This is a genomic window from Gardnerella sp. 30-4 (assembly GCF_001641215.1).
GTDB lineage: Bacteria > Actinomycetota > Actinomycetes > Actinomycetales > Bifidobacteriaceae > Bifidobacterium > Bifidobacterium leopoldii.
The window spans coordinates 1643-17368 of record NZ_LXJL01000020.1; the positions used below are offsets into that span (position 1 = coordinate 1643).

General features: G+C 39.4%; 9 protein-coding genes, 1 tRNA gene and 1 pseudogene. 9 read left to right on the plus strand and 2 right to left on the minus strand.

The window, feature by feature from the left end:
- Positions 1-94: 94 nt before the first annotated feature.
- Complete coding sequence (locus A5294_RS01910) at positions 95-1933, minus strand: serine/threonine-protein kinase (RefSeq protein WP_004119604.1); 1839 nt, start codon at positions 1931-1933, stop codon at positions 95-97.
- Between the two features lie 165 nt (positions 1934-2098).
- On the opposite strand from A5294_RS01910, the gene A5294_RS01915 reads away from it, so the two are divergent.
- The 4 genes from A5294_RS01915 to A5294_RS01935 all read left to right on the plus strand — a co-directional run bounded on the left by A5294_RS01915 (position 2099) and on the right by A5294_RS01935 (position 5793).
- Positions 2099-2175 (plus strand) — tRNA-Thr (locus tag A5294_RS01915).
- 449 nt (positions 2176-2624) lie between these two features.
- Positions 2625-4085 carry a G5 domain-containing protein gene (locus A5294_RS01925; RefSeq protein ID WP_004119612.1) on the plus strand — a complete coding sequence of 487 codons (1461 nt, stop codon included), beginning with the start codon at positions 2625-2627 and terminating at the stop codon, positions 4083-4085.
- A gap of 55 nt (positions 4086-4140) precedes the next feature.
- Positions 4141-5037: a 16S rRNA (adenine(1518)-N(6)/adenine(1519)-N(6))-dimethyltransferase RsmA gene (gene rsmA / locus A5294_RS01930; protein WP_064340306.1), complete on the plus strand. Its 897-nt coding sequence runs from the start codon at positions 4141-4143 to the stop codon at positions 5035-5037.
- A 129-nt stretch (positions 5038-5166) separates the two neighbouring features.
- Entirely contained in the window at positions 5167-5793 is a 627-nt protein-coding gene (locus A5294_RS01935) for a LytR C-terminal domain-containing protein (protein WP_004105817.1), read from the plus strand.
- 58 nt (positions 5794-5851) lie between these two features.
- On the opposite strand, the gene A5294_RS01940 is transcribed toward A5294_RS01935, so the two are convergent.
- On the minus strand, positions 5852-7324 hold the full coding sequence (locus A5294_RS01940) for a CCA tRNA nucleotidyltransferase (protein WP_064340310.1): 1473 nt from the start codon (positions 7322-7324) through the stop codon (positions 5852-5854).
- 42 nt (positions 7325-7366) lie between these two features.
- Here A5294_RS01940 and A5294_RS01945 point away from each other — a divergent pair, with 42 nt between their 5' ends.
- The 5 genes and pseudogenes from A5294_RS01945 to trxB all read left to right on the plus strand — a co-directional run bounded on the left by A5294_RS01945 (position 7367) and on the right by trxB (position 15674).
- Positions 7367-8143, plus strand: a complete 777-nt coding sequence (locus tag A5294_RS01945) for an NUDIX hydrolase (RefSeq protein ID WP_064340307.1) — start codon at positions 7367-7369, stop codon at positions 8141-8143.
- Positions 8124-10517 (plus strand): DUF6049 family protein, encoded by a 2394-nt coding sequence (locus A5294_RS01950; protein ID WP_004119618.1) that lies wholly within the window; start codon positions 8124-8126, stop codon positions 10515-10517. Before A5294_RS01945 ends, A5294_RS01950 begins: the two co-directional genes overlap by 20 nt.
- Positions 10514-12311, plus strand: a pseudogene (gene murJ, locus A5294_RS01955) (murein biosynthesis integral membrane protein MurJ). Before A5294_RS01950 ends, murJ begins: the two are co-directional and overlap by 4 nt.
- 166 nt (positions 12312-12477) lie before the next feature.
- A complete protein-coding gene (locus tag A5294_RS01960; RefSeq protein WP_004105807.1) occupies positions 12478-14697 on the plus strand; it encodes a hypothetical protein in 2220 nt (739 codons plus the stop codon).
- A gap of 35 nt (positions 14698-14732) precedes the next feature.
- Positions 14733-15674 carry a thioredoxin-disulfide reductase gene (gene trxB, locus A5294_RS01965; protein ID WP_064340308.1) on the plus strand — a complete coding sequence of 314 codons (942 nt, stop codon included), beginning with the start codon at positions 14733-14735 and terminating at the stop codon, positions 15672-15674.
- Positions 15675-15726: the final 52 nt, after the last annotated feature.

Below are 15726 nucleotides of genomic sequence, written 5' to 3' on the forward strand. Positions count from 1 at the left end.
GTTCCTAGCAGCATTCTTGCTAATGAAATAATAACCTCACCACAGTTTAGTAGATGGCATCAACGGAAAATACACATTACGTATCGTACTATTTTTATTTTTCAAATGATTTTCCAGAATAAAATAACGCACCTAATCCTAAACGGAATTTTGTAGTCCATTTAACTACAGCAAAAACAACCCATGCAACAATAAATCCTAGAGTATATCCAAATGCAGTATTTGAAAAAATATTAGGTGAGTAAGCTGGCAAAAGAATACGCAAGGATCCAACATCTATAGAAAGTAATTCAGGATTATCACCACAGAGAAATGGATATATAACAGCTCCAATACCTCCAGAAATCACAATAGCTATAACTCGTGGAAGCATGTAGACGAATCCTCGAATAATATGCCATGGCAAAGTTGCAATACGCACTACAGAATCATGACGAGGAATTATTCCATCGTTAAGTTGCCATCTTCGCAAGCTTGATGAAATACTGTAGCCGGATGTTGCACTAATCCACATAAAAACCATCGCAAAACCAATAGAATCGAGAATGCTTAAGCAAGCAATGGCTAAATGAAGAATTATACAAATCAGCAGTATCCATGTTCCTTTACGCACATAATCATGTTGATTAAGAGTATGATCAACAGAAGGCACTTCATCACTTTTAACATGAAGGGAATCGCCTGCTTCATTTTCAATATTGTCATTATCAAAAACGTTATTAGAAGCATGAATAAGTTTTGAAGATTGTGCAATACGTGAATTGTTTGAATTGTCGTTCTGTATATGCTGTAAATCGACATCGTTTAACGCATTAATTCGTGTTTTTTCATCTACACAAAATGTTTTATCGTCTTCACTATCTAATGAATGCGGCATAACAGTAGTAGAACGAACAGTTACGGTTGGCGTTTCTCCATCAGAGTTAAGATTTGTTATGCCAGCTGTACCAGCTGCATCGCAGGTACGAGAATTTGTTAGTATAGCAGTTTTTTCTTTTGTTTCACGACTCGTTTCACGCCACATTTTACGCATAGTTATGTTAGTGGCATTACGGTCAAAAGGGCGGTTCACCTCCGGCCAGGCTAAAGGATCCATAGCATCTTGACTAATTGCATTTTCTAAATCAGATAGCATGCAACGCTGTTCTCGAATCGGATTCAACGCCTTACGAAAAGCAGCCATTGTTCTAGGAGGCAACCCAGTTAAATCTGCATTGCCTGAGGCAGCACGCTCCAAAACCGCCATCATAGGCTTTGTGCCAAAAACAGGCTTACCGGTAGCCGCAAATGCAAGCACAGCAGCAACAGACCACCAATCTGTAAGTTCATCTGAATCTCCGCCTTCAATAATTTCTGGAGCAATAAAACCAGGAGTGCCCATCACTAATCCCGTGCGAGTAACATGGCTTTCACCTTCACCCATCGCAATACCAAAATCTACTAATACTGGTCCAGTAGCAGAAATCATTACATTAGTTGGTTTAATATCGCGATGAACAATACCGGCTTCATGAACTGCCTTAACAGCTTCAATAAGCTTATGCGCAAGACGCTCTAAATCATCTGCAATATAGGGCCCATTCTCATCCACGTCTTCGCGCAAATTATGTCCTTCAATCAATTCTGTCACAATAAAAGCGATTGAAGCATCTAATTCCATATCCACTATCGCGCAAACACCTGGATGATGAATCCTCTGCAAAGCCAAAGCTTCACGTTTTAAACGCATTCGAGCACGTTCCTGCTCAGAATCCTCATCTTCACTCTGTTTTGTACGAACAGAAGCACGTAATATTTTCATAGCATATTGATTGCCGCCATCGTCATTAACGCGCCAAACTGACCCCATTGCGCCGCCGCCAAGCCTAGAAATAAGCGTGTATCCGCCTACATTATTTCCTGGCTGCAAATCGAACATGCTTGTATCTTCCATACTGCATTATGTTAATGCCTTATATTGCCAAATACACAAATATAAACAACAAAAAACACGCCGTTTCTATATTCAACATCGCCGTAATTTTGTAATGACGTGGCATATGGTACACTAATCAATTGTTCTACTTAGCATGATTTGTTATGCTAACGAGAAAACATCGCCTCCTTAGCTCAGATGGCCAGAGCGGCCGCCTTGTAAGCGGCAGGTCGCCGGTTCGATCCCGGCAGGAGGCTCCATTTTTATTCCACTCGTTTCGTGAGTATTTCTTATTTTTTGTTCACATATTCCAGAACTATAGTTTTGTTATCTTTCGTATCACATATAATGACGTGAAATGATTAAAGCAGAGGGGATAGTGGCTAATTAACTATTCAAAAATAGAAAAGATTTCTATTTTTCATATACAGTGCCAATTATGGCGTATTATGAAAATGACAAATCTATATCTGCGCACATGATCATCTTTATAACAAAAAACTTTTCGCGAGTAAGAACTCGGGAACCTTCCCCCAACTCAGGGTTTCCGAGGTGAGAGTGGAGCGTCCCCCAACCAGCTCCACCTCATAGGGGGCGGGAATATCCCCTTCTCTCCCGCCCCCACTTTTATTTTGTTTTGCATTCGATTTTGAATGCCAAACTGAAGGTATAATAGAAAAGTTAGCATTATTGCGAAGGGAGTGATTGTATGGCACGTCGATGGACGCCTAGACGATTAATAGTGATGCGTCGTGCAAGAATAATCGCCTGCGTTTTATCTATATCACTCACAGCAACAAGCTTGTTTATATTTACAGCTAAAAAATCTGTTGCAATGATCGTAAATGGAAAAACGCGTATTGTAAGCACTTATTCAACAAATCCAATACGTTTATTGGAAGAACAACACGTGCCAGTAAAAACTCACGATCAAATTATTTCTTCTTCTGGAGATATTCTCACAAATCATTCTACTGTAACAGTTCGCAGTGCTTATCAAACTTCTATCACTGTAGATGGAGTAACTATACCGTTCTGGACTGTTGCAACTAGTGTCGATCAATTAATCGGCTTTTTTAAAGCTAATGCTAAGAACGCTTCACGAATTACAGTAAATTTGCAAAATATTTACGATAAACTAACTTGCGGCTTATCGATTAATAAAAAAGGTCCAATTAGCGTTATCGCTGACGGGAAAACACGCGTTGTGCAAAATGGAGACTTACCTGCGAGCGCAATTCTTGATTCTCAAGGTATAGTGCTCGGCAAGGAAGATCGCGTAAGCGTAGAAGAAGATGATGGAAATACTGTTTTACGTGTTTCTCGAGTTACTCATGGCAAAGAAACTCGTACGGTTTCATTACCTTTTGCCACACAAACTGTAGTAGATCCTAAACTTCCAGCAAATTCTCGCGTTGTACAACAAGTTGGCGTGAATGGTGAGCGGGAAGATGTTTATAACGTTACATACGTAGATGGCAAAGCAGAAAGCGCAACTCTAGTTTCGCAAAATTTGGTAAAGCCTGCAGTTAATCAAGTTATTGCTGTAGGTAAGGCTGCTCCCGCACCAATTCACAAAAATAATACAAATACACAAAAGTCAAAACAATCCAAACAACAAACAAACTCTCAACACAAAAAGCAGAATACTGAGCAGCCTGCAAAACAGGAGAAGAAAAACAGCCAACAGCAAACTCAACAAAATCAGAAAACGCAAAATCAGGCTCAAAGCAAAGACCAGAATGGTAACAATGGTGCGCAAACATCACAAACTCAACAACAAACCGCATCTGCTGCCCCCGCACCTGCAGCTAATCCACCTGCACCCGCTCCAAGCTCTAATCCCGATAGCCTTGTACATGCTACTCCAGAACAAGCTAAACTATTTGCTCAGGGCGCGGCTGCGCAAATGGGTTGGACCGGTAAAGAATGGGAAGATCTTTTATGGTTATGGAATAAGGAATCTGGATGGAGATGGAACGCAGAAAATCCTAGCTCACACGCTTATGGCATTCCTCAAGCTCTTCCTGGAAATAAAATGAGCAGCGCAGGAGCTAATTGGCATGAAGATGCCGCAATACAAATTAGCTGGGGTCTAAGTTACATTAAGGGCAAATATAAAACACCTAGTGGAGCAGTAAAGCATTCGCGCGAAATTGGCTGGTATTAAAAGGCAGCAGCGTGTTTTAACGCACTTTGGTGCAACAGATTAATTGTTACGAAATTTGGATGGTAAAACTTTGACAGAAATCAGCATTGAAAATGAAGGTCAGCTTTTAGGTGCAGCAGATATTAGACGTATTGCTGCCGAGGAAGGCATTACTCCTACCAAAAAGTTTGGTCAAAATTTCGTTATTGATCCTGGTACAGTGCGAAAAATAGTAGCGGCAGCTGGCGTTAAATCTGGCGATATCGTTATGGAGGTAGGGCCTGGTCTTGGTTCTCTTACTCTTGCAATATTGCAAACAGGAGCACAGCTTACTGCAGTAGAAATAGACCCTCCGCTAGCTCGACGATTGCCGCATACTGTAGAAGAATTTATGCCTAAAGCAATGCAAAAGTTTAATGTCATTCTAAAAGATGCTTTAACAGTAAATGCCGATGATGTTCCACAAATTGCACAGGCTAAAAAATTTACTCTTGTTGCAAACCTGCCATACAATGTTGCGACGCCTATTATTCTTACTTTGCTAGAAAAATTTAGCAACTTACAGAATTTTCTAGTTATGGTTCAAAAAGAGGTAGCAGATCGTTTATGCGCACAACCTGGGAATAAAGTATATGGCACACCAAGTGTTAAGTTGGCGTGGTACGGCAAAGCCCAACGCGCAGGGCTTATCGGTCATAATGTGTTTTGGCCAGCACCAAACGTTGATTCAGCATTAGTTTCTTTTACTCGCGATTGCACAAGCAAAGGTGACAACAATGAGCGTGAGGGAGTATTCGCTTTCATTGATGCAGCCTTCCAGCAACGACGTAAGACATTGCACGCAGCTCTTAAAAATCAAGTTCCAGAAGAAGCATATAAAAATTCTGGAATTGACCCAACTAGACGCGGCGAGACGCTTACTTGCGATGAATTTATTGCTTTGTATCGCGCATGCAAAGATTGTCAACTATAAATAAAACGCATATTTATTCGTTGAATAAATATGCAAAATAAAATATTACGCAATGAAATATTACGTATATTCTGCAGCTTGTGTAAACTTGCTGCTAACAAAGTTACAAACCACAGATCGGAAGTGAACATGACGCAAGAATACGACGAACGTATTGCTCGTAAAGCTTTCATGTATCAAAGAAAAAGATCTGTACTCACCACAGTGGGCGTAGGCCTAGGCGTCACCTTTATATTTGCTTTACTTGTGCAATTCCACGCTTTTGGTATAAATTCTGTGCGTGCTCCAAAAGATAACCCAAATTATGGTGTTCCAGCTCCATGCGCAATAATAGGAAAAGAAGGAGCCAAAGCCCCTTACGTAGATAATAGAGCTGTAGCAATCAGAGTTCTAAACGGCACAAAGTTCCGCGGTTTTGCTCGCGCTGTTGGCGAAGCTTTAAACGCTCGTGGATTTAACTTAACAGAGGTTAACAATAACAAATCAAGTAATATTAAACGAACAATCATTTACTTTGGAAAAAACGCTATTAATGAAGCTTATACAGTAAACGCTAATTTTACCGATGCAATTATGCGAATGGATGATAGAAAAGATAAGCTCGTCGATATTGTGCTTGGCTCTACTTTTAATAATCTTCGCCCTAAAGTAGATGTTCCAGCAGCAGGCGCAGCAATACATGAAGTGCAAGGATGTATAAGAGCTGACCTTATGAAAAACATTCCTAAGGCAGATCAGCATAAGGAAGTTAGATAAAAAAGAGTAGCAGTATAAAATATTTTACTGCTACTCTTTTATTTAAGTGAAGAAACTTTTACTTTTTGTACGTTTCCTCATACCATCGCTGTAATTCTTCTACAGCAATATCATGGTCTACCGGACCATTATCGAGACGGTAATCAAGCATATGCTTATAAGCCTCACCAACTATTGGACCTGGTTGCAAATGCAATAATTGCATTATTTCATTACCGTCTACATCAGGTCTAATAGCGTTAAAATCTTCCTGCTTTTTAAGCTCTTTTACGCGCTCTTCCATCTCGTCCATCGCATGCTCAAACATTAACGATTTGCGACGATTCTGAGTGGTTGCATCTGCTCTAGTAAGTCGATTCAACCGCTCATACAGATGGCCTGAATCTTTTACGTAACGACGAACTGCAGAATCAGTCCACGGTTCATCAACATACCCATGAAAACGCAAATGCAAATTCACTAATTCAGTAACATCGTCGATAAGATGATGATCAAAATGCAGTGCTTTCAAACGTTTACGAGTCATTTTTGCGCCAACAACATCATGGTGGTGGAAACTAACTTTCCCTCCATCTTCAAATTTTCGAGTTTTTGGCTTCCCAATGTCATGCAATAAAGCAGCTAGGCGCAATGTTAAATCTGGAGACGGCACTGGACCTTCTTGATCTGTTTCCAAAGCTATAGCGCGCTCAAGAACCATCATTGTGTGTTCAAAAACGTCCTTATGACGATGATGCTCGTCAATTTCAAGCTGTAAAGCTGGAATTTCCGGAAGAACACGCTGAGCTATACCAGATTCAACAAGAGCTTCTAATCCTTTACGAGGTCTGTCCGAAAGTAACATTTTAGTAATTTCGTCGCGAATTCTTTCAGCAGAAACAATATCTAACCTATCTGCCATGTCTACAATCGCTTCAGCAGTATTTGCTTCGATACTAAACCCAAGTTGCGCAACAAAACGAATTGCACGCATCATACGCAAAGGATCGTCATCAAAAGATTGACGAGGATCAACCGGGGTTCGCAACACGCCTTTAGCTAAATCACTAGCACCGCCAAAAGGATCCACAAACTCTAAATCTGGCACGCGCAACGCCATTGCGTTGACAGTAAAATCACGCCTAGAAAGATCACCTTCTAAAGTATCGCCATATTGCACTTCAGGTTTACGAGAATCTGGATCGTACACATCAGAACGATATGTAGTAATTTCAACTTTTACTTCTGTACCATCAGCACGCCGACGCATAGCTCCCAACGTGCCAAATTTACGACCCATATCCCAAAAACCATCATGTCCCCAGCGACGCAAAATATGTTCAAACTCTTCAGGTCGAGCTGATGTACAAAAATCAAGATCATGCGACACGCGATGCAGTAGCATATCTCTCACAGGACCACCAACTAATGCAAGTTCATAATGACGCTCAGCAAAAAGTCGCCCCAACTCTATAGCTTCAGGCCAAACTTCGAAGTTCTCAGTCACCCTTACCGACACCCTTTCAGCAAAAATCAATCTATATTCCAGCATACCGTTACCCCAATGCACAGCGGATTGAGTAATGTTGACTATATGATTACTCCTGCAGACTTACGACGTACGCTCGCCAAGCTTGCGGATAATCATGCCCAAAATCAAGCTGCTCCTGTTATTACGCCACTTGATTTAGCTAAAATGCATAGAAAAAAGTCTTGCCAGCAAGACAGTTGTGAAGAACAAAATGTTGTTGATATTCCGCTGTTTTCTAAGGATAACAGCACTGCGCAAGACTCAGAATCGCCGGAAGATAATCTTCAAAAAACATCTTCTTTCTCAGGCGTATCTCCAGCACTTATGCCACCACGTAGACAGGCAGATACTCCTACAACTTTTGCTTCTTTAGATGCGCAAGACTTGCCAATTATTCGAGAATATTCCGCAGGCGGTTTAGTATTTGACTCTCTTGGGCGTGTCGCAATTATTGCTCGTCATTCGAGAAGCGGACACCTTGAATGGTGTCTACCAAAAGGACATATAGAAAAAGGTGAAACACCTCAAGAAACAGCAGTTCGCGAAATTCATGAGGAAACGGGTATAGTTGGCGAAGTAGTAGATTCGATTGCCACAATCGACTATTGGTTTACAGGCACAACGCATAGAGTACACAAGCTAGTGCACCATTTTGCGTTACGTTATGTAAGTGGCGACTTATCTGTATTAGGAGATCCTGATCACGAAGCAGAAGATGCGATATGGGTGAATTTTAAAGAACTTAATGCAATATTAAGCTATCCAAATGAACGTAAAATTGCATGGCTTTATGCCAAAAAAGCACATAGGCGGTCTAACAGTGAAGAAACTCACGCGTAAACATCAGACCACAAATGCGTCTACTGCTCTAAAGCAGAAATCACTTTCATACGTATTTTCTTTATTACGAATTACGTTACAGACTTGCTTAATTTCTGCACGTTTTATTTTTATATTATTCGTAGTATTTGCAACGATTTTTGCTTTTCCAACAGCAAAATATGCAGGATTAGTAAATTATGCATATGCAAACACGAAAAAAGCAGATTTATCTGACAAAACTTCTACAAGGCAAAATAAAAAACAATCTACGTATGAGAATCCGCATAGCAAGGGCATTGAAATAGATATAACTCAAGCAACGCCTGTAGTAACAGATAAAAGCGGATACCACCTTACTGCAACACTAAAAGCCGTAAAAACGGCACTTCCAGAAGGCACTTTACAACTTTCTATAAATTCCAATTACACTTTTGTTTCGCGCACGGACGTGCAAAATTGGTCGCAAGAGGAATCTCTTATACCAACTCCTCAAATTTTAGATTCCGTAAAAACTCCAAGTTTAGCTTCCGGTCACACGTGCACTCTTAGCTTTAACATACCCGCAGATAAACAAGAATTACGTTCCATCCTGAATTGGGGTCCAAAACCACTAAAAATTACGTATTTCTCACAAAATTATTCAAAATACAAATCGATACATTCTTTTTTGACAAGAGCAAATATTGGCATGCACTCAGCTAGCTTACCAGCGATGAAACTTACTGCGCTTATGCCAATATTAATTCGTACACAAAACGATTTACGCAATTTTAAAACTAATAACATTCAGCCTAGCGATCATTTAGAAACGCTACTTAGAGCCGACAAAGATAGTATTCACAACATTATTGGGAAAGCTGATTTAGCAAATAAACACTCAAAATTACAAACAATCGCAGATTTAAGCACAATACAAGCATCGCATTTAACACTCAAACCAAGCGCTTATATGCAACAATCTGGTTTTGATATCAGTGCTTATGCAGATGACAATAATGACGATTTGTATAAATCGGCAGGAATTACTAAAGAAAAATGGTCTGCAAAAAATTCGCAATCGCAGAAAAATATTACTAAAGCAAATAATTCAAAACAAACCGACTCAGCTAATCATAATTTAAATAAAGCTTATGCATGGCAAACATATGGCAAGTGGACTATTCATGCACTAGAGCAAGCAAAACGTAATGGATATGAAACTGTTATTGCAACAGACGAATTTGACAATAATGCTTCACAGTTTGCTGTTAGAAATGGCATATACGATATAGATACGCCTGCAGGGAATGTGCGAGTTTTGTCACCTCAATCAGTGCTTACTCTTCTAGCAAATGGAAAGCCTACAAGCGATAACGCAACAAGCGAACGAACTCAGGCTGGGCGCATTAATCGTTTAGTGGCACAAAGCGCGTTCTACCAAATGGAACAGCCGTATGTTGATAGGCATATTCTTATTACTTTTTCGAATAATGCATCTAATTCAAATATTGATGCTGTTATGAACGCATTAGAACAATCTCCTTGGCTGTCGTTAAGCGACTTGCAAACAATGGCAAATACGAAGCAAAATGCCTTGCCTGACTGGAAGAAAAATTCCATAATGCGTGAAATATCTCGCAACAGCTCTATAAGCGCGAATATTACTAAAACAAGACGCTCTTGCCTAAACGATTTGTCACATTCAAGGAAAGACGTTTTACGTTTTACTAAGAATATTCTCGACTATAGTGCCGCTAAGCATCCTCATAATACTGAAGGTGACGCTCAAGCACTTGCAAAGCAAACAGCCAAAACAAAAAAACTTATTAGCATAAAAGACTTAGAAAAGTATCTATTACGCTTATACGACGATATTTCGTTGCATGAATTTACCAATAATACAATCAAGCAGCAAAATTCAGCTAAAACTACTGCACACAGCAAGAAAAATAACAAGTCTTGTATAAGTAAAAATACTGCTAAGACTTTTGCAAATACACTGATGAATGGCATTCGCATAATCCCACCGCATGATATTACTGCCGTAAGCGAAACAGCAAGCATGCCTATTACGATAAGCAACACATACTCTTACCCTGTGCAAGTGTATTTATCTGCAAATACTCATGCTATGGAAATTGTTACACGCCGTAAAACTTTAGTAAAAATTCCAGCTAATAGCGAAACTCAAGTAACTTTACCGTTGAGAATTACTACATCAATTCACACAAAAGCTACTTTTGTGCTTGAAGACAATCAGCATCGCGTATTTGCAAAAGAACAGAGCACACTTATTACTAGTACACTGCAAATTAGTGATAAAAGCGGTACGATTATTATAGTATTTGCTTTCATTCTTGGTCTTCTTGGCCTTTGGAGGCAATTCCACCGTAAGAAGGATCCAGACGAATGAGTTCAGTAGGTCGAAATTCTGTAATTATGGCTAGCGGAACAGCCGCATCACGCATTACAGGTCAAATACGTACTATCTTATTAGCAGCAGCCCTTGGAACAACAGGTTTGGCAGCAAACGCATATCAAGCTGGATCTATGATTCCACAGCTAATATATACGCTTGTTTCAGGTGGAATTTTCAACGCTGTATTAGTACCGCAAATTGTTCGCACTCTCGAAAAGAAAAATGCCGAGGAACGCTTAAATAAACTTATTACATTTGCAATTCTTCTGCTTCTCGCGCTAACAGTTCTTATGTCTATAGCAACGCCTGTGCTCACTATGCTATACGCCGGCGGAAGCGCCGAAATGCAAACATTAACTTGTTCATTTACTTTATGGTGCATGCCTCAAATTTTCTTTTACGGTATTTATACAGTACTTGGGCAAGTTTTGGCAGCAAAAGAGCATTTTGCCATGTACGCGTGGAGTTCAGTTGCAGCAAATATTATTAGTTGCCTAGGCTTTGGCGTTTTTATCATCATCTTTGGTAAAGCAAATAGGATGCCACTAAGTTTTTGGAATGGCAATACTCTTTTGCTCACTGCAGGATTCTGGACTATCGGCGTAGCAGCACAAGCTTTAGTGTTATTCCTACCTCTTATAAAATGCGGAATACACTACAAGCCAAGTTTTGGTATACGAGATATCGGTTTAAGATCAATGGGCCCTGTTGCTGCATGGAGCATGGGCATTGTTATTGTTACACAAATAGTTGTAATGATTACTACGCATATAACAACAAGCGTCCCATTTGTTGCTGAAAAACGTTTAGGATTAGATCAGTTTGAAGTAGCAGGTAATGCTACTTATCAAAACGCTTACACAATGTTCCTATTGCCATACTCTTTAGTTGCAGTATCTGTTGCAACAGCAATTTTCCCTAAAATTTCACGCTCTATTGCATCTCACGATTTACATAGCGCGCGCAATGACTTAAGTGAAGCACTCAGGCATGTAAGCATAATTATGTGCTTCTTTACAGTCATTTTTATTGTTATTCCAACACCTATTTCGTTAGCTTTAATACCATCAATAAGTGTTCAAGAAGCAAACCTTATGTCCGCACCTCTAATGATGCTAGCTTTTGGCTTGCCTTTAACTAGTAGCTATTTGATTATTCAACGCACATTCTTTGCTTTTGAAGACGGTAAAAGTCCTTTTATTTTCGCAGCAGCGCAACTTTTTACTGAGCTTTTCGCTTTTATCGGTTGCATTAATGTACTGTCACCTACTTATTGGGTTACAGCTTTAGGCTCATCAGTTTCAATAAGCTACTTCTTGACTTTCCCATCACTTGTTCATATGCTTCGAAATCGTTTCAACAATGACTTAGATGATCGAAATCTTATAATTACGCAKATRWRWATWAKWNAYWGCTTCAATAGTATCTATTGTTGTTGGTTTCTTAGTGAGTAAACCGCTATTGCATGTTTTAAACTTCAATTCCCCACATATGCATGGAGTATTAAGGTGGGTATACGCAATACTTATTTGCGCAATAACAACAATTATTATTGCTGTTGTTTATCTGTCAGCACTCTTACTTTTGAGGACCAGAGAACTTGTAGATTTGTCTGCTCCAATAATTAGTAAGCTTGCCCAAAAGATTCCTGCTCTTGCTCCTCTTGCTAAAATTTTTGAAGAAACTGCAAAAAGTCAATCACAGCACGAACAGAAAAATCTTAGAATTCCGCGTAGAATACAATCCGATGCAAAATATCATGATTCTTCTAACAGCAAAAACTTCTAAGAGCGTAGTTTCATATTGAGCTTTTCCTTAAAATATGTGATTATTTGGGAAATTATTTCAATAACAGCAAAATGCTGTACATAACATGACGGCTCACCAGTACAATTATGTGTTAGTAAAAAATGTTAAGTTACTTATTGCACATGCGTAGGAAGATGAGGAACAAATGGAACCTCGGTTAGGAGATATTGTACTAAATCGATACGTATTAGTATCGCTTTTGCGCAACGAAGCAGGCTTGCAAGTATGGCAAGCCAATGACCGCATACTTACGCAGGATTGCCAGCTTTTTATTGTACGAGATTCACGTTTTTTGCCGCAAGTAAATACAATTGCATCAACCTTGGCTTTATCGCATAGCCGCAAGTTTACGCAAGTACTTCAATTACGGCATCATGATTCTGTTGCAATTATTGTTACAGCTTTAGATCGCGGTATTACTATCAATGATTATTTGGCTCTTAAAAAAGCACCTTTAAGCTACGAAGCAATAAGAACTATTGTTGCAGAAACTGCACAAGCTTTAAGCAGATTACTTGCTAGCAATATCACTCACCACGCTGTTTCTAGTGACACTGTTCGCATAAGTTCTTCAGGAATTGAGTTAGCAGATACTCCAGTAAGTCCTCTTTTGGAAGATGTGACTCAAAAAGATGATGATCAAATTCCAAGGCAAAATGTTGAACATATTGCAACTAAGCAACTTGCGTCATTGTTATACACTTTGATTACTAAAACTTCTTCTCGAATACAAGCTCGTTTTGATGCGTCTCTTCTGCCAGATAATACTCCTTCAGAATTTAGGATGATTTGCACAAGAAGCCTAGCTCCAAATAAAAATAACAACGTAATACCTATGGCGTCTATTGCAGAATTAGTAGCATTATTAGGTTCATATACGCCTTTATCGAAGCTCACAACAAAAGATATTGTGCTTGATGGTAAAACAAGTGCTGCTTCTATTAGCAATGTTCGACTTCGCGAAGCAAAAGATGATTTTATATTACCTTTGCCTGAAGGTCTTTCACAAAGTGAAGAAGAATTTGATGCACAATTAATGCAAAGAAATAATCAGGATTCTAACGATTTTTCTTCAACTAATTCAGCCAACACTATTTCAAACAATACAAATGGATCCGCTAAATTAAGTAATAGTTTCAAAAATGCTGGGAGAACATTAGGATCTCTTCTTAAAAGAAGCAACACTAACTCAGATTCTGAAGGCATTGGTAACAATAGTTTTAGTGACGAAACTAACACTAATACAGATATAGATTTTCATGATATTGCAGCAGCAGAAATGGCTAGCATTCTCGCTCCTACAGAACTTGATACAGACGATGCTCTTTTCCCAACATTGTCTGCTTCATATAAACATTTTCCTGATACTGCTACGTCTAAAAATATTTTTGATCACGCTGAAAATACAAGAAATCAAACTTCCAAAAATACTATTAACGAAACAGGCGTAGTTAGTAGTTTTGATTTTGGGCATCTTCTTACTGAAAATAATCAGCACACAGAATTAATGTCAAGACCACAAAACTTAACTTCAGAAGGCGAATCTACTGGTCGCGTTCCTGTTGTTGATTCTCACGGAAGATTTGTAGCTCCTGGAGAGGAATCAGCAAGAGCACTTAGAGACGAAATAAACAGTGACCAAAACGACGATATCCAAGAAAATGGAGCACCTTCTTTGCCGCCAAGCTTCCAGCCTCTGGAACAAGCTGCTACTTTGCACAAACAAAAGCAGAATACACAAAATAACAACACTATTGCAGATGCTAAAATTTGGTGGGGTCTTTCAACCAAAGTTATTGCTATCGGTGCTGTTTCGTTACTCCTTGTAGCTGGATTAGCTTTGGCATTACATGGTTTATTTGGAAATCATGAAAGCACAGATAGCTTCGGAAACAACGGCTCATGGGATAGCACTAGTCTAGAAAATGTTCCGTTTGGCAGCCAAGGTATTCTTCCTCAAGAAAAACAACCTGCTAAGAAAAATATGGGTCGTAAGCAAGTAAAACCTGTGCCTAAGCCTAAAATTCCTACTAATAACGTTGCTTACGAAGCTGATCGTTATCAATTCTTAAGCTTCCCGGCTAATCAAGCTGGATATGGATACTATATTCACTTAACCGAACCACAAACTGTGTATCGCTTCGTTGTTTCGATACGTTCCTCTGGAGGTCATGCATATTTGTTGGCAGATACTAAAGATGATCCAACTAAGGGAACTCAAGTAGCAGAATTTACATTCGACGAAAGTGGAACAACAGATGTAAAACTTAAGAAGATTGTAAAATCTCAAGATTTCATGCTATGGGTTCCAAAAGATAGCATGCCTAAGAACAGTTTGTACATCAATTCTGTAAAACTGTACTGAATCTCTTATAATAAGTGCTTTTAAGGAAATAAGTAATGGAAAATAAACTTCGAAAAGTTATCATAATTGGATCCGGACCTGCAGGATACACTGCTGCAATATATTTGGGTCGCGCTGGGTACAAACCACTTGTTATTGCTGGAGCTCTTACTCCAGGCGGTCAATTGATGAACACAACGGAAGTAGAGAATTATCCAGGATTCCCAGAAGGTATTTTAGGCCCTGACTTAATGGAATCTATGCAAAAACAAGCTGAAAAGTTTGGCGCAGAAGTATTGTTGAACGATGTCACTTCTGTAGACTTTAAGAGCGCTGTAAAGCTCGTTACTACCGATGACGGTATAACTTATGGGTCCGACGCAGTTATTGTCTCTACGGGTTCGCAAGTGCGCAAATTGGGTGTTCCGGGAGAACTCGAGTACTCCGGCAGAGGTGTATCTTATTGTGCAACTTGCGACGGCTTCTTCTTCCGAGGAAAACCAATTACTGTAGTTGGTGGGGGAGATTCTGCTTTTGAAGAAGCATTATTCCTCACGCGATTTGGTTCTTCTGTTACTTTAATCCACCGCAGAAATGAGTTCCGCGCTTCAAAGATTATGGTTGACAGAGCAAAAGAGAACGAAAAAATCAAATTTATTACAAATAGTGTTGTAGATGAAGTGCACGGCAACGATGTAGAAGCTACTTCACTTACTGTTCGCAATGTTATTACGGGAGAAACTCAAGAAGTTGAGTCAGCCGGATTGTTTGTGGCAATTGGTCACACTCCTGCAACAAAGTTCTTAAACGGCCAATTAAAGCTTAATGAAGATGGAACGATTGTTGTTGATGGCGCAACTACTCGCACTTCTGTTGAAGGCGTTTTTGCTGCTGGAGATGTTGTCGACAACATGTATCGTCAAGCAATTTCTGCAGCAGGAATGGGATGCAGAGCAGCTCTTGATGCTCAAACTTATCTCAACGAAAAATATAGCTAAGCATCATAATATAAACTCCAGCTTTTATATTTGTTAAATTACTAAATTTTAT